Origin of the sequence: Enterococcus sp. 125944 (assembly GCF_051909435.1) — a bacterium.
Lineage (GTDB): Bacteria > Bacillota > Bacilli > Lactobacillales > Enterococcaceae > Enterococcus_D > Enterococcus_D gallinarum.
On record NZ_JBQASY010000001.1, the window covers coordinates 464,384 to 485,581 of the forward strand.

General features: G+C 41.5%; 19 protein-coding genes. 9 read left to right on the forward strand and 10 right to left on the reverse strand.

Going from position 1 to position 21,198, the window contains the following annotated elements; genetic code table 11:
- Positions 1–8: 8 nt before the first annotated feature.
- The 8 genes from ACTFWY_RS02335 to tuf all read right to left on the reverse strand — a co-directional run bounded on the left by ACTFWY_RS02335 (position 9) and on the right by tuf (position 9,427).
- Positions 9–872 (reverse strand): CvfB family protein, encoded by an 864-nt coding sequence (locus ACTFWY_RS02335; RefSeq protein WP_081131788.1) that lies wholly within the window; start codon positions 870–872, stop codon positions 9–11.
- A gap of 25 nt (positions 873–897) precedes the next feature.
- On the reverse strand, positions 898–1,215 hold the full coding sequence (locus ACTFWY_RS02340) for an AzlD domain-containing protein (RefSeq protein ID WP_147735539.1): 318 nt from the start codon (positions 1,213–1,215) through the stop codon (positions 898–900).
- Positions 1,208–1,915: an AzlC family ABC transporter permease gene (locus ACTFWY_RS02345; RefSeq protein WP_439927164.1), complete on the reverse strand. Its 708-nt coding sequence runs from the start codon at positions 1,913–1,915 to the stop codon at positions 1,208–1,210. The genes ACTFWY_RS02340 and ACTFWY_RS02345 overlap by 8 nt, the downstream gene beginning before the upstream one ends.
- 118 nt (positions 1,916–2,033) lie before the next feature.
- Positions 2,034–3,989, reverse strand: a complete 1,956-nt coding sequence (locus tag ACTFWY_RS02350; protein ID WP_311810722.1) for a cell division site-positioning protein MapZ family protein — start codon at positions 3,987–3,989, stop codon at positions 2,034–2,036.
- A gap of 324 nt (positions 3,990–4,313) precedes the next feature.
- Complete coding sequence (rpoD, locus tag ACTFWY_RS02355) at positions 4,314–5,420, reverse strand: RNA polymerase sigma factor RpoD (RefSeq protein ID WP_003126797.1); 1,107 nt, start codon at positions 5,418–5,420, stop codon at positions 4,314–4,316.
- A gap of 23 nt (positions 5,421–5,443) precedes the next feature.
- On the reverse strand, positions 5,444–7,273 hold the full coding sequence (gene dnaG, locus ACTFWY_RS02360; RefSeq protein WP_311810723.1) for a DNA primase: 1,830 nt from the start codon (positions 7,271–7,273) through the stop codon (positions 5,444–5,446).
- A 158-nt stretch (positions 7,274–7,431) separates the two neighbouring features.
- Positions 7,432–8,061: a lysozyme family protein gene (locus ACTFWY_RS02365; protein ID WP_103299860.1), complete on the reverse strand. Its 630-nt coding sequence runs from the start codon at positions 8,059–8,061 to the stop codon at positions 7,432–7,434.
- 178 nt (positions 8,062–8,239) lie between these two features.
- Entirely contained in the window at positions 8,240–9,427 is a 1,188-nt protein-coding gene (gene tuf / locus ACTFWY_RS02370) for an elongation factor Tu (RefSeq protein WP_003126794.1), read from the reverse strand.
- 274 nt (positions 9,428–9,701) lie between these two features.
- Between tuf and ACTFWY_RS02375 the strand changes: the two genes are divergently transcribed.
- Positions 9,702–10,061, forward strand: a complete 360-nt coding sequence (locus ACTFWY_RS02375; RefSeq protein WP_003126793.1) for a YxeA family protein — start codon at positions 9,702–9,704, stop codon at positions 10,059–10,061.
- A gap of 44 nt (positions 10,062–10,105) precedes the next feature.
- On the opposite strand, the gene ACTFWY_RS02380 is transcribed toward ACTFWY_RS02375, so the two are convergent.
- Positions 10,106–11,110, reverse strand: a complete 1,005-nt coding sequence (locus tag ACTFWY_RS02380) for a nucleoid-associated protein (RefSeq protein ID WP_219645297.1) — start codon at positions 11,108–11,110, stop codon at positions 10,106–10,108.
- 153 nt (positions 11,111–11,263) lie between these two features.
- Here ACTFWY_RS02380 and ACTFWY_RS02385 point away from each other — a divergent pair, with 153 nt between their 5' ends.
- The 4 genes from ACTFWY_RS02385 (at position 11,264) to ACTFWY_RS02400 (ending at position 13,864) form a co-directional block, all read left to right on the forward strand.
- Positions 11,264–12,109 carry an aldo/keto reductase gene (locus ACTFWY_RS02385; RefSeq protein ID WP_373368160.1) on the forward strand — a complete coding sequence of 282 codons (846 nt, stop codon included), beginning with the start codon at positions 11,264–11,266 and terminating at the stop codon, positions 12,107–12,109.
- A 14-nt stretch (positions 12,110–12,123) separates the two neighbouring features.
- Complete coding sequence (locus ACTFWY_RS02390; protein ID WP_005472161.1) at positions 12,124–12,393, forward strand: hypothetical protein; 270 nt, start codon at positions 12,124–12,126, stop codon at positions 12,391–12,393.
- 213 nt (positions 12,394–12,606) lie between these two features.
- Positions 12,607–13,248 carry a hypothetical protein gene (locus tag ACTFWY_RS02395; protein WP_003126789.1) on the forward strand — a complete coding sequence of 214 codons (642 nt, stop codon included), beginning with the start codon at positions 12,607–12,609 and terminating at the stop codon, positions 13,246–13,248.
- Between the two features lie 196 nt (positions 13,249–13,444).
- Positions 13,445–13,864, forward strand: a complete 420-nt coding sequence (locus tag ACTFWY_RS02400) for a GNAT family N-acetyltransferase (protein WP_311810724.1) — start codon at positions 13,445–13,447, stop codon at positions 13,862–13,864.
- A gap of 91 nt (positions 13,865–13,955) precedes the next feature.
- Here the strand turns inward: ACTFWY_RS02400 and ACTFWY_RS02405 are convergent, their stop codons facing one another.
- Positions 13,956–16,403, reverse strand: a complete 2,448-nt coding sequence (locus tag ACTFWY_RS02405) for a hydroxymethylglutaryl-CoA reductase, degradative (protein ID WP_311810725.1) — start codon at positions 16,401–16,403, stop codon at positions 13,956–13,958.
- Between the two features lie 191 nt (positions 16,404–16,594).
- Between ACTFWY_RS02405 and ACTFWY_RS02410 the strand changes: the two genes are divergently transcribed.
- The 4 genes from ACTFWY_RS02410 to ACTFWY_RS02425 all read left to right on the forward strand — a co-directional run bounded on the left by ACTFWY_RS02410 (position 16,595) and on the right by ACTFWY_RS02425 (position 21,003).
- Positions 16,595–17,749 carry a hydroxymethylglutaryl-CoA synthase gene (locus ACTFWY_RS02410; RefSeq protein WP_081131795.1) on the forward strand — a complete coding sequence of 385 codons (1,155 nt, stop codon included), beginning with the start codon at positions 16,595–16,597 and terminating at the stop codon, positions 17,747–17,749.
- Positions 17,750–18,199: 450 nt separating this feature from the next.
- On the forward strand, positions 18,200–19,174 hold the full coding sequence (locus tag ACTFWY_RS02415) for an ABC transporter substrate-binding protein (RefSeq protein ID WP_060814818.1): 975 nt from the start codon (positions 18,200–18,202) through the stop codon (positions 19,172–19,174).
- A 102-nt stretch (positions 19,175–19,276) separates the two neighbouring features.
- Positions 19,277–20,197, forward strand: coding sequence for an ABC transporter permease (locus ACTFWY_RS02420; protein WP_005472153.1), 921 nt, complete (start codon positions 19,277–19,279; stop codon positions 20,195–20,197).
- Complete coding sequence (locus ACTFWY_RS02425; RefSeq protein WP_257602775.1) at positions 20,194–21,003, forward strand: ABC transporter ATP-binding protein; 810 nt, start codon at positions 20,194–20,196, stop codon at positions 21,001–21,003. Before ACTFWY_RS02420 ends, ACTFWY_RS02425 begins: the two co-directional genes overlap by 4 nt.
- The last annotated feature ends 195 nt before the right edge of the window (positions 21,004–21,198 follow it).

The window sequence follows — 21,198 nt, forward strand, 5'->3', positions numbered from 1 at the left end:
AAGCATTCTCAATTGGATTTTTCGACTTTGATGGTGAAGCCGTCTTTTTGTTCCACTAAACGCTGTTTCATCAAGGTACCGATCGCCCGCTTGAATTGGCCTTTACTGATACCGAATGTCTGCAGAATCTCTTCTGGTGTCGATTTATCAGTAAAAGGAATACGATGATCTGCAGCTCGATCCAAGAATGTCATGATCATAGCGGCATCATTTGAAATTGCTTCATAAGCACGAGGCTTCAATGATAAATTCAGAACACCATCCGGGCGAACACCAATTACTCGTCCTGAGACAACTTCTCCTAAACGTGGTTCTTGGTATCTTTCGGAAGGATGGATAAAGCCAATGTAGAAATCATCTGTGAGCAAGTAAGTTCCCGCAAGTTTCAAGCGATAGACTGTCCCTGTAATGTCAGCATTCTTCAACGTCTCTGAACCACGTTTACTCAATGCTTTAAAAATCTTTTCATCCGCTAAAGAAGCCCAGATTCGATCCTTTTCATCCACTGTCAAGCTGACCATCAAGCGATCGCCTTTCTTTGGCCAAAGTTCCCGCATTGTTGGTAATTCATCTAATGATACCACCATATCTTTATCTTTGAGACCAATATCGACAAAGACGCCTAGATCTCGACGACTGTCCGTGACAGTTCCGAAAGCATAATGTCCTTGGCGGCTTTTAGGAATCTCCGTAGTGATTACGAGTTCTTGTTTTTGATTCTGATAACCAAAACCCTCCACAGCTTCTCCAAGATGGTGCTCTCCTTCTGCTTTTGATAAGCGAAAAGTCAGACCATTTTTTTGTACAAAGTAATTTTGATCATTCTCATCAATGATCAATCCGCTAAAAACGGATGCCAATAAGTCTTTCATTTTTTCTCTCCTTAGAAATGATTTACTAGAAAAAGAATCGAATCGCCGCCATCGTGATAACGCCTGTAACAACGATCTTCATCAAATCTTTTGTATAATAACCGACCACTAGCGCTGGTAAACAAGCAACGGTTTCTTTGACTTTAAGCAATGGAAATTGTCCTTCACGAAAAACCAACAGATTTTGAACAAGCAGCGCCCCAAGAATACAAAGGGGCAAGTAGCTTAGAAAGATCGTGAATCTTTCAGGAAAAACTAATTTCTTCGAAAATAAAAAGGGCAGCACCCGAGGTATCCAAGTAACGACACCACAAGCTATCATCAGTATAACAAAATCAATCATGATGTGTCACCGTCCCTATCAAACATCCAATCAAAGTGGCAGCAATCACGGCTACTTCAGCTGTTGAAATTCGCATAAAAAGGACCAATGAAATTACCACAGCGGCTAGCACCAGCACCGTCTGCTTGGTCTTCTTTTTTAAAGGCAACTCTACTTGAAAAAGGAATAAGCCAACAAACATAGCCACTAGTGCAAAGTCCAGTCCTAATGCTTCAGGATCAGGAATATATGACCCTAACAACGCTCCTAAGAAAGTGGCAAAGATCCAACTTAAATAGGCCATGACATTCAATCCGTGAGTCCATCGGGTAGTGATTGGTTTGTTTTGTTGCAAAGCTGTCGTTAAAACTCCATAGGATTCGTCTGTCAGCAATGTGCCGATGCCAATTCCTGACACTAATGAAGCAGAACGGAAATAAGGTGCTACCGATAAACTCATCAAAAAGTGGCGTAAGTTTACTAAGAAAACTGTCGCAACGATCGAAGTAAACGGTGCTTGAATAGCCAAAAGGGCACAGATGATAAACTGGGCACTTCCAGCATAGACAATGATCGACATCAAGAGGACTTCAATGACCGTCAAGCCGATTCCTTTCCCCACGTCTCCCATTGCAAAACCAATGCCTAGATAACCCAGAATCGTTGGAATACAGGCAATAACTCCATCACTGAACTGTTCATATCTTTCAATTTTCTGCAACAAAAAAACCTCCGTTTCCGATTGATTATCATCCATCATATCGAAAAGCCGGAGGAGAAACAAGCTGTTTTTTGATTCAATAATGTAATTATGCTGAAAATTTTCTAAGTGTCACCCATCACCGAATCGTATGATCATTTCCATTTCCACGGAAATACCCGGTTTTGGCATTCACTGTAAAGAGATACATTGGAAAAGCGGAATCACCGGTTCCTTTCAACAAGGAGCCTTGGTTGTTGGTCGCATAAAAATTATAGTAACCTTCTCCATTCACGATTCGTACGCGCTCAAAGGTATAACCCCCTTCAACGACATAGCCGCGAGCAATTGCGGTTGCAATGATCTTTTCTTGGACACCAGGCGCCCAATTCCAAGCCGGATTGCTAGAGTCTGCCAAATCACTTTCACGTGCTGGAATGATTGGTTGATTATTGGTATTCGTTGGTGTATTCGGCGATAATACATAATCAGCTTCAGAAGACTGGCTATTGTTAGCCGTAGTTGTTTCTTGAGCTGCGGCGGCTTTTTCCGCTTGTGCCTGAGCTGCTTCTTGGGCCGCCTTCTCTTTAGCAGCCTTCTCGGCAGCTTCTTTTTTCTTCAGTGCAGAATCAATCGGTGCTATCTCAGCAGTCAATTGCTCTTTTAAAGAAGCAATCGGCAATGCATCGATCTTCTTCACTAAATCATTGTAGCTTTTTCGCGTGACTTTGTCAGAAAGTTCACCCTCTTTATTCAAAGCAACCATGCTTTTGACTGCATTTCGTACTTCTTCGATCTGGGCATACTCTTTTTGCCCTTGATCAATCGCCCGATTTACTAATTGATCGAATGGTGTTTCAGATGTTCTTTTTGACATAGTCACTGCCGAAGGCTCTTTTAAGGAAACCTTCTGCAATTGATCTTCAATGATCACTGGACTAGTGAAATACCCATTGATTTCCGAAAGAGTCGCCATCTTTTCTTTGATTGTTTCAGACTGAGCCAACAAGTCCGGGTAACGGCTTTCCGTTTTATACTTGGCTAGTCGATCAGTCAATGCCGTCAATTGCGTAGTTGTTTTGTCTGCTTTGATAAATTCTTGGTTATCGTCGGTATAAAAATCGGCTAGATCCGCTTCGATCTGGTCCAGCTCACTTGCTGTCGCAATTTGTTCTTGACGAGCGGTCTCTTCGTAATAATACCAGCCACCTGCAGAAACAAGTACCAACGCCGCAGCCGCTACATAGAATTTTTTGCGTGACTTTTTATTTTTGGGCAGTGGATCGGTTTTACTCTTCGTATTTTCAGATACCGCTGTTTTTTCTGGAATTTCGGCAAGCTTTGTTTCTTCTGCTTCAATTTCCGGTTGCGGACTCTCTGTTGATTGAGGGCTTTCTGAAGATTCAGTAATCGCTGCAGTATCAGTTTGTTCATCTTCTAATCCAGATTGAGATTGTTCCTCCGTTAGAGGAAGAGCCTCTTTATCGTCCGTGACTTCCGGTATCACTGGAACATCTGTCGCATCTTCATCCATCTCTGAATTTTTATGTTGACGAATATAAGCAGATAAAATAGCCGAATCGTGATCTTCAGGGACCTCGGCTGAATCTACTAAATCATTGGGCTCTGCGGAACTTTCTGCGATCGATTGGATTCCTTTGTCTGATCCAGACACTTCATTGCTTTCATTTCCACTGTGCATCGATTGTTCTGCTGACTGATATTCAAGTGACTGTGATTCGATCGTTGCGGACGCATCTGATAGCGTTTCTTTTGAAACGGGTGTCTGTTCTATATTTGGGTTCGTTATCAGCTCTTGCACGTTTACGTCGTCTTCTGACTGATTGTTCTTTGACTCATCAGTTTCATTCTTGTCTTCGAAATGTTCAATTAATTCACCTAAGGGAACATCCTTAAAATCAGACCAGCGGATATCATCATTTTGCTGCGGATTCTTTTCGGATACCGTCTCATTCGTATGAGGGGCTTCTTTTTCATTTGCCTCATCCGCTTTAACAAACTCAAAGCCGCAGTTTGGACATTTCTTTTGTGCATCAATTGATTCAAATCCACATTGAGGACATGTTTTCATCATTTGTTCGAATTTGCTCCTTTTATTTTGAACCTGCTTCGGCAGTTATCTGTTCATCGTTGAAAGGTTTCATTTTACTACAGAATATCACACTTATAGACTTGCCCTTTATTCACTGGCTTTGGTGAAAAAACTCTCTGTACCAAAATGATTCACCTTCGTGTAAATGATTCACAAAATTAAATTTATCATATTCAAAGCAATTAGCCAACACTTGCTTCGTTACGTTTTTATTAAGTTCATTACTTTTCCTACGAAAGTTGGCTAAACCACAAGAAAAAGACTTCTCCAAGGATACTTCTTGGAAAAGTCTTTGTGGTCTCAGTTTTATTCTAGAAAATCTTTTAATTGTTTTGAGCGGGAAGGATGGCGTAATTTACGTAACGCTTTTGCTTCGATCTGACGAATCCGTTCTCTCGTTACACCAAAAACTTTTCCGACTTCTTCTAAAGTACGTGTCCGACCATCATCGATACCAAAACGCAATCGCAAAACATTTTCTTCACGATCGGTCAACGTATCTAGTACGTCTTCCAGTTGTTCTTTCAACAATTCGTAGGCTGCATGTTCGGCGGGACTTGTCGCATCTTGATCTTCGATAAAATCGCCTAGATGGGAATCATCCTCTTCACCGATCGGTGTTTCCAATGAAACTGGCTCTTGTGCGATTTTCAAGATTTCACGTACTTTTTCAGTTGGCAGATCCATTTCTGCTCCGATTTCTTCCGGTGTCGGTTCGCGACCTAGATCTTGCAGTAATTGCCGTTGGATTCGAATCAATTTATTGATTGTTTCCACCATATGGACTGGAATCCGAATCGTCCGTGCTTGGTCGGCAATAGCACGAGTGATTGCTTGACGAATCCACCAAGTGGCATAAGTCGAGAACTTGAATCCTTTGCGGTAATCGAATTTTTCAACAGCTTTCATCAAGCCCATGTTTCCTTCTTGGATCAAGTCCAAAAACTGCATCCCCCGACCAACGTAACGTTTCGCAATACTTACAACGAGACGTAAGTTGGCTTCAGCTAACCGTTGTTTCGCTTCTTGGTCGCCTTCTTCGATTTTTAAAGCAAGGGCTACTTCTTCTTCGGCAGTCAATAAGGGTACGCGTCCGATTTCTTTCAGATACATCCGTACCGGATCATTGATCTTGACACCCGTAGGAGCGGAAAGATCTTCTTGTGGTTGCGTTGCTTGCTGCTTTTCATTGCTCTTCAAACTATGAACGGAAGGCTCCCCATTCTCATCTACTACACTGATCCCTGAGTCTTCCAGTTTTTGGATCAGCTTGTCCATTGCGTCTGCATCTAAAGAATAAGGGGTCGCTAAATGATTGGTTAGTTCGTCATAAACGACTTGTCCTTTTGGTTTGTTTTCTTTGATAAATTCGGCAACAGCTTTGTCATATGTTTTCTTTGTTTCTTCTGCCATGAAAGAAAGCCCCTTTCAGTTCGCTATTTAGCTTGTTTCAACCGTTTGGTCAAATCAATGATCGCAATTGCTAATTCCAACTCTAATTGCTGGTTTCCTTTTTGTCGTGCTTCTTGCTGCTGGATTCGTTTTTGATTGATTTCTTCAGCAATGCCCGACTTACGAAATACCTGCAGAAGGTCTTGGAATTCTTGTTCCGTCCCCTCTTCAGAAGCCTTGATATCAGCGATCTCGATCACTTGTTGTTTCATTTGTTCATCTTTCAAAAAATCCAAGAATTTTGCTAGGATAAATTGCTCTTCGGTTTCCATATACGCATCGTATAAAAAATAGATTTGTTGGTATTTATCATGAATAAACGCAACACCGGTACTTTTAAAACGAGGATTCAGCGTATTGTCATGGAACAGACGATATAACAGTAATTCCTCCGCCTTTTCTACCTGAGTTTTCCGTTGCTGTGGTGGTGGCGGTGGTGCTACACTCACTGCTTCACGAACTGGCGGTGAAGGCGTTGGGGTCGGCTGCGTCTGTTTTAACTGACGCAATTGCGTCTGTAGTGTTTCTCGACTAATATGAAATTCAGTTGAAAGTTGTGTCAAGTATCGGTCCTGTTCTAGCAAAGAATCTACATGCTGTAATTCTTGCAAGACCTCTTGGACATAATCGATCTGTTCTTTTTCATTGGCCAAATTGCGATTGGCACGATGAAAGTCCATTTTGAATGCAAACACCGTTTCTCTGCCATGCATGGCCAGTTTGAAAAAGGCCTCTGTACCATACTTTCGCACATAATCATCCGGGTCCAGACGTTCAGGGACTCGAACGACGGAGAGATTCACGCGGCTATGTTCTTGTAAAAGATCAATCCCGCGATTCGTTGCATTGATTCCTGCCTGGTCACCATCATAGCAAAGGATGACTTCTGTAGCGACACGTTCAATATTGGCAATCTGCTGGTTCGTCAAACTAGTTCCCATTGAAGCGATCCCGTTCTCAATTCCTGATTGCCACGCTGCGATTACATCCATAAAGCCTTCAAATAGAAAGACTTGGCCTTCTTTTCGGATTGATCGCCGGGCTTTATCAAAGTTGAAAAGTACTTCACGCTTATTGAAAAGCATTGTTTCCGGACTGTTCAAATACTTGGGCTGGTCTTTGCTATCATCCTGTTCCGTTTGAAACCAGCGTCCAGAAAAACCGATGGTCTTTCCTTGAGGGTTCCGAATCGGAAACATGATTCTTTGATAAAAACGGTCAGCAAGTTGCCCATCGTTCCTTTGTACAAAGAGACCTGTATCCGCAAAAAATGCCGCATTTGCTTTTTCATTCAAAAAAACTTTTTCCAAAAAGGCACGCTCGTTAGGCGCAAAACCAATCTGAAATTCGTCAATCAGTGCCATCGTCAATCCGCGTTCCAGCAAATAATCCAATGCGTCTTGCCCGGCAGCCGTATTGACTAACATGTGATGATAGACTTCAGCAGCTTTTTCATGCAACGCGATCAATTGATTTTGCTGAGAAGAGGTTGCATCAATTGCTTCGGTTTGCTTGTATTGCTCATCTAAAGGGATATCACTGATTTCTGCAACTTTCAAAACAGATTCTGGAAAACTTAATCCTTCTAACTCTTGCAAAAAACCAAAGACATTGCCTCCGCGGCCACAGCCAAAACAATGGTAGATCTGCTTGTCTTCTGCCACAGAAAAAGAAGGTGACTTTTCGTTGTGGAAGGGACATAATCCAAAATAGTTTTTCCCAGATTTCTTCAACTGGACGTACTGACCAACGATATCAACGATATTGCTTCGTTCTCGAATATCATCAATGACCGTTTGAGGTATTCGTGCCATCCACTCACCTCCATTCGGTAAGTATTCCCGTATTCATTAGGTAAAAAATCGCACCAATCAGAATCAGTGCGACGAATAATTAGACAGAATCACTCATATTGATTCTATCATATTTTATTGTTTTTTCAAGTCTTTTACCTGCTTGATTTCAGAGACTTTCAAGAAAACAAAATACTACCCATTTTTATCTTCCATTGATTGAATTTTACCACATCTGCATAAAATAAATTGCCACCATTGTGATACAAATAACCGCCATTATAAGTGATCGACTGCCACCCCCAGTAACGATAGGTTTGCTCATTATCATTTCCTAACAAAGGAGAAAGCACTTCTTTTGAATAGGACTCTGCCAGTTCTAGCGTATTTTCGCCACCATTCTTGGCTACATAATCAATATAGTCTGTCCCAAAATTATAGGCTTGAACGGCGGTCCACAGATCACAGTCCATGTCAGCAGATTTTTTGATCAGTTTAGCCAGATAAGCCACTCCCTGCTCGATACTGTCTTGGGCATTTTCAAATTGATTTTGTTTTCCGTAAGCACTCTCTGAGCTTTGCATCGGGTCGTTTCCTTCCCCTTTTGATTCAGTCAACATAATACTCATCGCTAATTCCTGATAGTCGCTGATGCCATATTTTTCTGTTTGCTCAGCGATTGTTTCTTCATAAGAATACACTTTCTTTAGAGCTGTATAATTTTTATAGCCTAAAAACAGCCCGCCGATAAGCAACAGGACTCCAGCTATTTTTGCTATAAAAATAAAAAATCGTCGCAGTTTTCTCATGGAAAAACATCCTATCTTTTTAGTGTCAGCTTCTATCCTACTATGAAACTTATTTGCTGACTAGGTTTGTTTTCCATCATCTAAAATCCTTAATAAAATCACAAAGAAATTTAGAAAAAGAAACAGTGACTGTCCTAAAAGGCTCTAGTCACTGCTTCATTTTTGTTGAAACACTGATTTATTTTTCGATTTCAGTAACGATACCGGAACCAACTGTGCGGCCACCTTCACGAATAGAGAACGTCGTTCCATTTTCAACGGCGATTGGATGAATCAATTCCACATCGATGGTCACGTTGTCACCTGGCATCACCATTTCTGTTCCTTCAGGCAATGTAATGTTCCCTGTCACATCCGTTGTACGGAAATAAAATTGTGGACGATAGTTGTTGAAGAATGGTGTATGACGACCACCTTCTTCTTTCGTCAATACATAAACTTCTGCTTGGAATTTTGTATGTGGTGTGATCGAACCTGGTTTAGCCAACACTTGTCCGCGTTCGATTTCGTCACGAGTGATCCCTCTTAGCAAGACACCTACATTGTCGCCGGCTTCCCCAAAGTCCATCGTCTTGCGGAACATTTCGACGCCTGTCACTACAGCTTTTTGGGTTTCAGGTTTGATACCGACGATTTCTACTTCATCGCCTACCCGAACTGTTCCCCGATCGATCCGTCCGGAAGCAACTGTTCCTCGTCCAGTAATCGAAAAGACATCTTCAACTGGTAAGAGTAATGGTTTGTCTGTATCCCGCTCTGGTGTTGGGATATAGCTATCTACTGTATCCATTAATTCCATGATGGCAGCTTCTGCATCAGGGTCTCCTTCCAACGCTTTTAATGCCGAACCTTTGATAACAGGAATGTCATCACCTGGAAAATTATATTCAGATAGTAGTTCTCTTACTTCCATTTCCACTAAATCGATCAATTCTTCGTCATCGACTAAATCGATTTTGTTCAAGAAAACAATCAGATGTTTCACACCAACTTGTCTCGAAAGCAAGATATGTTCCCGAGTTTGAGGCATTGGACCATCTGTTGCGGATACAACTAAAATCGCACCATCCATTTGGGCAGCACCGGTAATCATATTTTTAACATAATCCGCGTGTCCTGGAGCATCAATGTGAGCATAATGACGTTTTTCTGTTTCATATTCAACGTGAGCGGTATTGATCGTGATACCACGTTCCCGTTCTTCAGGAGCCGCATCAATACTTGCGTAATCTTGCGGATTAGCGAGTCCTTTTTTACCAAGAACTGTCGTAATGGCAGCAGTCAGTGTCGTTTTCCCATGATCCACGTGTCCAATTGTACCAATGTTTACATGTGGTTTACTACGATCATAATGTTGTTTTGCCATAATAATTTCCCTCCTAAATGAGATGTAGCGCCGTTGGATCGGCTCTACTATCAATTATAGACTTTTCCTTACAAAAGTAAAAAATTCTTTCTTACTTATTTTTTGTAAGTTTAAATCTATCTCTATTATAGGTCAAATTTAGTCAAAGTCAAGAATATTGTCTCCTTCATTGTTTGCCGTTTTTATTCAAAATTTCTAAGATTTGCTTTGATTTTGATAAAATAGTTGGACGGGTCTGCTTTTTTATAGAATAATGGATATGAGGTGAACAGGAATGAAAAAAATCATTGCGAGTTTGATCGTCTTTGGCGTTTTCTTAGGCGGCTGTTTCTTTGCCTACCGTTATTACTATGGCGGCACTGCTTACTACACCGAAATCACTACCAGCGGTACCCACTCAACATCAATTGCCAGTGATGGTGTGGCTCAAGATATTTATAAATATGAACAAGCGGCTTATAATGAATCAGGTGAAGAGAAGATCGTTAAAATGAATGAACACCGCTCCAAGCCCCTACGAGAAGGAGCTTATCTGAAACTGTTAGTCAATCCCCGCAAAGGTGTCCTCAGTTGGGAAGAAGTCTCACAAGAAGATGTACCCAAACCCGCTTTGGATCAACTCAACAATAAATAAAAATAGCTGCCAGAGACTCCTTGAGAAGAGCCTGGCAGCTATTTTTATATGCGATTGATGACTTCTTCCACATTTTTGATGGTTACAGAAATCGTGCCATCGGGATTGTTGATGAATTCGATCAAATTCGGATCTCGATAGACATCCAATGGAACGATCAACTCGATACCATTGGAAAGTTTTAGCTTTTGTTTGCCATATTTTTTTTCTGAAATTTCTCTGACCTCTCGCAGCATAGGGGCTTGATCGATATACCCTTTTTCTGCTACTTCTTCTTGAAAGGCCATCTGAGCCGTAATATTATCTTTGAATACTTTTTGGGCAATCGAATCTACATGCAGCTGACCATTTTCTTCTATTGTATCGTAAACAGCCTCTTTGACATCGGCGATGACATCATAAGAAGGGGTCTCAAACTTTTGACCAATTTTTTCAGCTACCTTTTTGATGACTTTGACATTTTCTTCTAGAGAAGGCAGCGGTTCAGAATCAATCACTTTCGTGGAGAAATAGAAATATTTTTCTCCGGAGAAGGTATATTTTTTCTCTACTAATTCGTAAGTCAGCTGCTCGACATCGATCGTTATTCCTTCATCTGCTTTTTGGGTTTTGCCAGCTAAAAGTGCTCGATGCAAAATCAGATTATTGGCGATACCTGTTTCAGTACTGTCGATAAAGTGCGTGTAGCCATCTGTATAGTTAACCTTCAAAAATGCTAATTGCAGTTTGGTATCTAATTCATACAAAACAATGAAAGCATCCGCACTTGGTGCATCTTCACTTTGATGGTAAACTTCATACCAGCGTCGCAGGATTGCTTCACTGCTTTCTACAAATGCTTCCGGCGCTTGTTTGACGAATCTAGCCATCTCAGAGTCCTCCAGCAAGCGGCCGGTCTTTGTCTGAGGTGTCGCTAATTTTTGAATTTTTTTCGTTAAATAATCTCGGATGTATTCCGTTGTCAGATCCAATTCCACTTGCGAGTATACGGGATCACCCGTTTGTCGATCCACAATGTGCATGATCGCACGCTTTAAATAGATATCCATATTCTCTCTCCTTATCCATTTCTCAAGTGTACAAAAAAACTGGTTCAAAACACAAGTTTTTTTACATCTTTTTTGTGCATTATTTTGATCAGAAGTATCTTCCATTGGAAAAAAATCCCTTCTCTGCTAAACTAAAAACAAAGAAATGGAGGAATGAAAATGAACAGTTATACTTTATCGAACAATGTATCGATTCCTGAACTTGGCTTTGGCACTTGGCAAACACCAAATGGTGACGTTGCTGTTTCTGCTGTCAAAAAAGCATTGGAAGTTGGTTACCGTCATATCGATACCGCGCAAGGTTACAAAAATGAAGACAGTGTTGGACAAGCAATTAAAGAAAGTGACATTCCTAGAGAAGAAATCTTTTTGACAACAAAATTATGGAATGAAAATCACTCTTACGACTTGGTCCTTTCTTCCTTTGAAGAATCGTTGAAGAAATTACAAACCGACTATATCGATCTTTTCTTGATTCATTGGCCAAATCCAGTGAAATTCCGTGACAATTGGCAGTCAGCAAATGCAGAGACATGGCGCGCGATGGAAGAGCTTTATCAAGCTGGTAAGATCAAAGCCATCGGCGTCAGCAATTTCTTGCCTCATCATTTCGAAGAACTGAAAAAAACAGCCACTATTTTCCCAATGGTCAACCAGATTTTCTTAGCGCCTGGTGAATTACAAAAAGAAGTAGTGTCTTATTGCCAAGAGCACAATGTCTTATTGGAAGCTTACAGTCCTTTAGGCACAGGAAAGATCTTTGACGTTCCTGAAATGCAGGAACTCTCTGACAAGTACGGCAAAACGATTGCTCAAATCGCGATTCGCTGGTCTTTACAACATGGTTTCTTGCCGCTGCCTAAATCTGTTACACCAAGTCGTATCGAGGAAAACTTAGCAGTCTTTGATTTTGAGCTTTCTGATGAAGATATGCAGCGAATCGACCAACTAGATGGAGTCGTTGGGAAAGCAACTAATCCGGATACAACAGGATTCTAATGAGGGAAAACCCGATGGATTCTACACGTTTGGATCAACTGCCCACTGCCGTCAAGCGAGCCTTGCATCCTGATTTTGTATTTCTGATTTTTCCCGACTACGTTCAACATTTTCCCGCACGTCAATGGGATCAGTCAGACTATCAGCAAATGCTTGCTGAAAAAGCGAAGATGCCGCTAAGCTTTTTTCTATGGGAAAATTGCTTGGTCGCCTACGGTAAAAATGATTCGTTTATTTTGATGCCTAAATATCAGCAAATCGACGCTTTGAGCACTATGCGATGAACCTGGTATATCTTTAGAAGTAAGTTGTTGCCCTCAGAAACAGTCAAAGTCATCCCCTACTCATTGGGTATGATCTTGGCTGTTTCTTTTATTTCATTTAAGGAAAAGCCATTTTTTCTGATAATCAAAAGAAATTCCTCATTTTTTCATGAAAACCCCTGTTCATTTTCGTCATTATTCCTTATAATCGAGATTGATTGAGAGGAGAAGAATATGAAAAAGAAACAATTAGCCAAGTTAAAACAACAATTTCGGCCATCTTATGAAATGGCACGTCAACAATTATTTTCAGCGATCCAACACAAGACAGCTGCAAATTTTGGACTAGAGACCACCGTTTATATCAACCCTAAAAACCGTGAGGAAATGTTGATTGAACTGCAAACGGCAACGACCAAAGAACAAAAAATCGCAGTTCCTTTAGACGAGAATTTCAAAATCGTTGTGAAACGAATCCAAAAACAAGAAAAAGGTCTATTAGATCGTTTTAGTGATAATCTAGTGGAAGAAATCGCCGCTTATTGGTTACCAGCAACATCAGCTGTCAATCAACCAGAAGCCTCTGCTACCGAACCAGTCTCAGAATCTCAGACGGAAGCAGCGGAAACAACGGATGGTTTTGCCGCTTTTGAAGAAAAAATGACTGCATTTCCTAAATTCTCTGTTGAAAGAAATGCCGAGAATGTGCAGATTTTTGAAGATACAGCGAAAGAAAAACGCCTATTGGCAACTATATCAGCGACTGAAGTTGGCGAATTCACTGTTGAACCTGCCTTAGCTCGTAAGTACAAACTGAAGCTGGATGTGATTCCATTGATCGAAGAGTATGCGAATACCCCACTAACTGAACGTTAAGCTAAAGAGACGATGATAGAAAAAAAACGAACAGCTCAACTGTTGGGGTTTGGCTGTTTCATTTGTTGGAATCCTTCTATCATCGTCTCTTTCTTTTAAAGACGTCTTTGCCCATTACCTAAAAGCCATCTGCTAAAGGGTATTGATCAAATTCCCTAGGACTAAACAACTCTACTCTGTATCAAGGAGGACCATGATGAACGATTCTAAATATCTCCTAAAACATACAGTTCCTGAAGTAGCTGAATACCTAACTCTACGAAAAGCCTGCGGTCTTTCTCTTCGTGGAACAGCTGCGAGTAAGATTGGTTTAAGCAATAGTCTTTTTGCAGTGACTGTTCGAAGAACCAGCGATCAAACCTTAGTCGGCATGGGCCGATTGATTGGTGACGGAGGTACTGCCTATCAAATCCTAGACATCGCTGTCCTTCCTGAAGATCAAGGCAATGGATTGGCAAAATCAATCATGAGCGCCATAATGAACCATATACATAATGAAGTAGATCCCCAAGCTTACGTGAACCTGATTGCTGATTGTCCAGCTGAAAATCTTTATCAGCAGTTTGGTTTTGTGGCGACAGCCCCCAAAAGTATTGGGATGTACTTAAAACGATGAGCTTTAGCAGCTTCTAGAAACACTCATCAATTTGTCTATGACAAAAAAACTTGTTTCAACAGTAGCATTTGCTACCGTTGAAACAAGTTTTTTATTGTTCCCGAATTTCTTCTAAAAACCGTAACGCTTGTTGTTGATTCATTGGAGGATTTTGCCGTAGTTTTTCAGCTACTTGCTCGATTTCCGCTTTCTCCGCTCCAACAGCGATCGCTAGTGAACGAGCTTGCATACTCATATGTCCCTTCTGAATCCCTTCTGAGACAAGCGCCCGCAAAGCTGCCAAGTTTTGGACAAGTCCCACACTTGCAGCTAGCGCAGCTAACTCTTGAGAAGAGTGAACATCACTGATTTCCAATGCTGCTTGTGCTTTTGGTAGGACCTTTGTGGCACCACCAACAGTAGCGATAGCTAACGGCAACGTGATTTCCCCTACTAATCGCTCTGATTCGATGGTCCAATTAGTCAGTCCTTGATAGCTGCCAGTACGTGCTGCATAGCCGTGGCAGGCAGCAGAAACTGCCCGGGTATCATTTCCAGTGGCCAGCATCACTGCCTCCACCCCATTCATGATGCCTTTATTATGAGTGACTGCTCGATAAGGATCCGTTTTGGCAAACAAAGAAGCTTGAACAATTTTTTGTGCAACCGTGGCGCCACCTCTTTTGCTCAAAGCGGAAAACGGTACTTCACAAACAGCCGTGACTAATGACTCAGTAGCAAGATTGCTTAAAATACTAAATAAGATTTCTTCATTAGGAAACCATTCTCTGAAAAGTGCGGCAACGCCTTCTAAGATCGCATTGATGATATTGGCTCCCATCGCATCCTTGACATCCACGAAAAGATCCACCGATAAAAACGTCGACTGATCAGCAGATTCCTGCTGAGAATCTGCTGGAAAGTGCCGCAGAGCGATGCGCCGCAATCCTCCTTCTCGTTTGACGATCGAAGGATAGCTTTGTTCTGCCCGTTCAAAAATCACAGCTTGGTTTTCCGCAATCCGTTGCTCGATCTCATTTGGATTCTTTGCAGAAAAAACAATCTGTCCCCGCAACAATCGTTCTTTGCTTTGCGTATGGATCTCACCAGCCATTTTGGCTCCATTACTCATTGCTGCAATCACAGAAGGTTCTTCTGTAGCCATTGGTACGACATATGCTTTGCCGTCCACCTTCAGATTCATGCCTACACCCATTGGCAGCTCGATCTCACTGATTTGGTTCTCAATCAAATGGTTCGCCGTGTCTTCCGCTAACATCATTTGTGACAGTTGTTGTTTTGTTTCACTAGAAATTTTTTGTTGATTCTCAAGCTCTTGTAACCGCTCAGCGGGGGACAACTCATAAAATTTCTTGTCCGTCGGCTTTGCTTTTTCAATTGTTGGCCGCTCCAACAGCATAGCCAGCCCTAACCCGCCACCAACACATAAAGAAGCAATCCCATAACGGGCTTGGATCTCTTGCATTTGGTAGACCAAAGAAGTTGCTAAGCGAGCTCCTGTGGCACCAATCGCATGTCCAAGAGAAATTCCGCCACCATAGCGATTGACTTTTGCTGGATCCAATCCCAATTCAGACTCCACCACGATCGAAGATGCAGCAAATGCTTCGTTGATCTCAAACACACCGATGTCTTCTAATGAAACTTTTTGATTTTGAAGAAGTGTTTGAATTGCCTTGATAGGCGAGATCCCCATGATTTCAGGATCAATCCCTACTTCAACGATCTCTTTGATCGTCGCTAAATACGGAATATCATTTGTTTCACAGTAGGTTTTTGATGCTAACAACACCAATGCTGCACCATCATTGATCGTAGAAGCATTTCCAGCAGTGACGGTACCGTCAGTTTTAAAAACTGGTTTTAAAGAAGCCAGTTTTTCCATTGTGGTCTGACTGCGGATCCCTTCATCTGCGGTGATCGTTTCTGTTTCGCCAGCCAGCGGAACGATCTCTTTCGCAAATTTATTCTCTGCTTGCGCTTTAGCAGCTTTCATTTGTGACTGATAGGCAAACTGGTCCTGAGCCTCTCGTGAGATGTCATAGCGTTGCGCCACATTTTCAGCTGTCAAGCCCATTGGCTTACTACTAAAAGCATCTGTTAAGCCATCTAATGTCATACTTGAGACTGGGACACTGTAAGTATCTTCTGCTTTATTGTAATGACTGAGGGACGGAGCATTCGTCATGCTTTCGATCCCCCCTGCTAAAACAACTTGCGCTTTGCCCAACTGGATTTGCTCCATTCCCATTAAAATGGCTTTCAATCCAGAACCACAAACTTCATTGATCGTTGATGCCGGGATGTCCACTGAGAGACCACTTTGTAGGGCCACTTGTCGGGCAGGGTTTTGGCCATTGCCTGCTTGTAGGACATTGCCGATGATCACTTGCGCGATTTCTTCCTTGATCTTTTGATTTCGTTCAAACATATCTTTCGCTACAGCAGTACCTAAGGCAACTGCTGAAAATTTCTTTAATGACCCATGGTATTTACCGATGGGGGTTCTTCGTGCATCGATAATAACAACTTCTTCCACCATGCCACCTCCAACAGAAATATATCATTATTTCCACAAAAAAAGAATACCCCACGAGTTTGCATTCTGTTCCAATCAGCCATTCTTAAATAAAGTTTAAATTCTAATAGAATTTTTTTCATTTTTAAACAAAAATATGATACCGTATAGACGATAGTTATAACATAAGTTAAACCCAAAGGAGCGTCATAATGAACGTTGGTATTGATAAAATAAATTTTTTTGTTCCGCCTTACTATATAGACATGGTTGATCTCGCTCACGCTCGTGAGGTAGATCCTAATAAATTTACCATTGGTATCGGTCAAGACCAAATGGCAGTCAGCAAAAAAACACACGATATCGTTACATTTGCGGCTAGTGCAGCAAAAGAAATCTTAGAACCTGAAGATTTGCAGGCAATCGACATGGTGATCGTCGGTACAGAATCTGGAATCGATGAGTCGAAAGCCTCTGCTGTAGTCTTACACAGATTGCTTGGCGTCCAACCTTTCGCCCGCTCTTTCGAAATCAAAGAGGCTTGTTACGGAGCAACCGCAGGGATTCAATTTGCGAAAACCCATATTCAAGCCAATCCAGAAAGCAAGGTTCTAGTCATTGCGTCCGATATTGCTCGTTATGGTTTACGTTCCGGTGGTGAACCAACACAAGGAGCAGGTGCTGTTGCCATGTTGCTTACAGCTAACCCACGAATTCTAACTTTTGAAAATGACAATTTGATGTTGACTCAAGATATTTATGATTTTTGGCGTCCTCTCGGCCACGCTTATCCAATGGTCGATGGGCATCTATCTAACCAAGTTTACATCGATTCTTTCAAAAAAGTGTGGCAAGCTCATTGTGAACGCAATCAAGCCAGCATCAGCGATTATGCTGCAATCAGCTTCCATATTCCTTATACAAAAATGGGGAAAAAAGCATTGTTAGCAGTCTTTGCCGATGAAGTAGAAACGGAGCAGGAACGAGTGATGGCTCGCTATGAAGAATCCATCGTCTATAGTCGCAGAGTCGGCAATCTCTATACCGGCTCTCTGTATTTGGGACTGATTTCGTTATTAGAAAATTCGTCTCATTTAAGCGCAGGAGATCGCATTGGTCTTTTTAGTTATGGTTCTGGGGCTGTTTCTGAATTTTTCAGTGGTCGTTTGGTAGCTGGTTATGAAAATCAATTAAACAAAGAAGCCCACACTCAGCTATTGGATCAGCGACAAAAATTAAGTATTGAGGAATATGAAGCCATCTTTACTGATTCATTGGAAATCGATCAAGATGCCGCTTTTTCTGATGATCTTCCTTATAGTATTCGAGAAATTAAAAATACGATCCGTTATTATAAAGAAAGCTAAACCTATTTAATAAAAGCAGCTTAGTTAATCTGGCTGCTTTTTTATTTTATTTTACTATTTGCATACATCTCTTTATCTGTTATAAAAAAAATTTTCAGAATATTGCGTTTTTCAATTGACAGATGGCAGAACTTTCGTCTATACTGAAAACAATTCAATTTTGGAGGAAGAATCATGAAATTATTGCTATCCCCACAACTGAATATTGCTTACTTTAGCTATTTTAGATAGTTTGTATTCATAACATTGTGGATACAAACCTCACAACACTTTGTTTGTATCTATAATGGCTAGAGCAGTTTAACGTGAACAGCAGCCATGTAGAGAATCTTCTAAATGGCCGCACTGAATTTCTGAATTTTGGTAAGTTCAAATCCATTTAGACGATTGTCTGAATGGATTTTTTTGTTCCGTTGGGTTTAAATCAAGACTTTTTAGGAGGAATATTTGATGAAAATGAAAAAATGGATCACAACTGGCCTGTTGGCAACTACCTTAGGACTTGGACTTGCGGCATGCGGGAATACCAACAATGCCACTGAAGATGGCAAAAAAACGGTTGGTATCTTGCAGCTGGTGGAACATGGTTCGTTAGATGCTGCCTATGAAGGATTCAAAGAAGGTTTGGCGGAAGGCGGCTATAAAGAAGGCGAAAACCTTACTTTAGAATACCAAAATGCCCAAAATAGCCAAGACAATCTGAAGAGTATGAGCGAAAAACTTGTAAAAAATTCTCCTGATCTTCTCTTAGGGATCGCGACACCAGCTGCTGTCTCATTGGCGAATGAAACAACAGATATTCCGATCGTTGTAACTGCAGTCACTGATTTAGTTGAAGCAAAATTAGCGGATTCCAATGAAGCTCCTGGACGCAATATCACTGGTACATCTGACATGGTCCCTATCGATAAACAGATTCAATTGTTATTGAGTATCGTCCCTGACGCTAAAACAATCGGTATTATGTATAATGCTGGAGAAGCAAATTCAAAAATCCAAGCAGATTTGGCAGAAAAAGCATTGAAAGATGCAGGTGTAGACGTCAAAGTCTTGACAGCGAACACGACAAATGATGTCCAACAAGTAACTACTAGTTTAGCTAAAGATGTGGATGGTATCTATGTGCCAACAGATAATACCTTTGCTTCTGCTGCGGCAGTCGTTGGTGAAGTAGCCAAAGAAACCAAAACACCGATCGTTGCTGGTTCTGTCGAGCAAGTGGAAGATGGCGCTTTAGCTACATTCGGGATCGATTACAAGTCACTAGGCAAACAAACGGGTGAATTGGCTGCAAAAATTCTTGATGGAGATGAAAAGCCCGCTACAACACCTGTAGAAACAGCGAATAAACTAGAGCTAGTTGTGAACCAGGAAATGGCAACTGCATTAGGAATTGATCCAGAAAGCATCGTGGCTCCTGAGTAATTTTGCTACTATCTGCTATCTACTATAATTTTGCTGCTATATGATGAAATGATGAAAACTAACTTGAAACTAAAAACCTAAAAAACGATTTGAGGAAACCTTATGAATTTAATCAATACATTTTTCATACTTATTCAATCAGCTGCCTCTCAAGGTATGTTGTGGGCATTATTAGCGATCGGGGTTTATTTGACCTTCCGAATCTTAGATATTGCCGATTTGACAGCTGAGGGAAGCTTTCCATTAGGAGCCGGCATTGCTGCTGTCAGCATCACCAATGGCCTTTCCCCTTTTACGGCAAGTCTGTTGGGCTTTTGCGGCGGTTTAGCTGCCGGATTTGTCTCAGGGATCTTGCATACCAAATTTAAAATTCCCGCATTATTAGCGGGAATCATTACCATGACCGGATTGTATTCTATTACAAATCGGATCATGGGGGCACCCAATATTGCCTTGTTAGGGGAAGATACTGTTTTTACTTGGTTTCAAACACTAGGCTTAACGAAAAATACCGCAGTCATTTGTACAGGCCTCCTGTTTGCTGCTGTCGTGATTTTGTTGCTGTTTCTCTTCTTCCGCACAGAGATTGGACTAGCAGTGCGAGCAACGGGAGACAATCTCGCGATGAGTGAAGCCAACGGAATCAATACGGACAATATGAAACTAATTGGCTATATGATTTCCAATGGCTGTATTGCTCTTTCTGGTTCCCTCTTAGCTCAAAACAATGGTTTTGCTGATCTTAACTCAGGTGTAGGAACGATCGTGATCGGATTAGCATCGATCATTATCGCGGAAGTCCTTTTCAGCAATAAATCTTTGTGGGTTCGTTTGATCACGATTGTGATTGGTGCGATCTTGTATCGTCTAATCCTGGCCATCGTCTTTGAATTCAACGTGGAAGCTTCAGATTCAAAACTTGCCTCTGCCATCGTTTTAGTTATCTGTCTTTCATTGCCGCAAATTCGAACGAAACTTGGATTGCAAAAATTTCTTCCGAAAACCAAAGGAGGTCAATCATGACGACACCTGTTTTAACGATCAGTGATTTACACCAAACATTTGAAAAAGGAACCATCAACGAAAATCATGTCCTTCGCGGGATCGATCTCACCATGAACAGCGGTGATTTCATTACGATTATCGGTGGAAACGGTGCAGGAAAATCAACATTACTCAATAGTATTGCTGGAACGATCCCAACAGAACAAGGTAAGATCGTCTTAGGTGACAAAGAAATCACACGTCATTCAGTCACACGACGCTCCAAAGAAATCAGTCGTGTCTTCCAAGACCCGCGGATGGGGACAGCCGTTCGTTTGACAGTCGAAGAAAACTTAGCCCTTGCTTATAAAAGAGGCCAGGTTCGCGGGTTTTCCTCCGGTGTCAAAGGAAAGCATCGGGCCTTCTTCAAAGAAAAGTTAGCTCGCTTGAATCTTGGTCTTGAAAATCGACTGACGACTGAGATTGGGCTGCTTTCCGGAGGACAGCGGCAAGCGATCACACTATTGATGGCGACCTTGCAACAGCCTAAACTGATCCTGCTAGACGAACATACAGCAGCTTTAGATCCGAAAACCTCCATGACTGTGATGGCACTGACTGATCAGTTGATTCAAGAACAGCAGTTGACCGCCTTTATGGTCACTCATGATATGGAAGATGCCATCCGTTACGGCAATCGCTTGATCATGCTCCATCAAGGCAAAATCGTTGTCGATATCGTAGGTGAGGAAAAACAATCCTTAACGGTACCGGATTTGATGGCACTCTTCCATCAAAATAGTGGGACTGAGCTAAAAGATGATCAGCTATTGTTGCACACTTAACTGTATCTTCTTTGGCTATAGCTGCCTCAATTGGGCACATCACACTACGCCAAAGAACTAACGTATGAATACAGAGGAACCAAGTTGAAAATAGTTCAGCTCGGTTCCTTTTTTGTACGCTTTCCTGCATGCGTGAGCTCTTCCTTCAACGCACTTCTGTACCAAGAGTTGTTGTCCATTTGATCACTAACAATA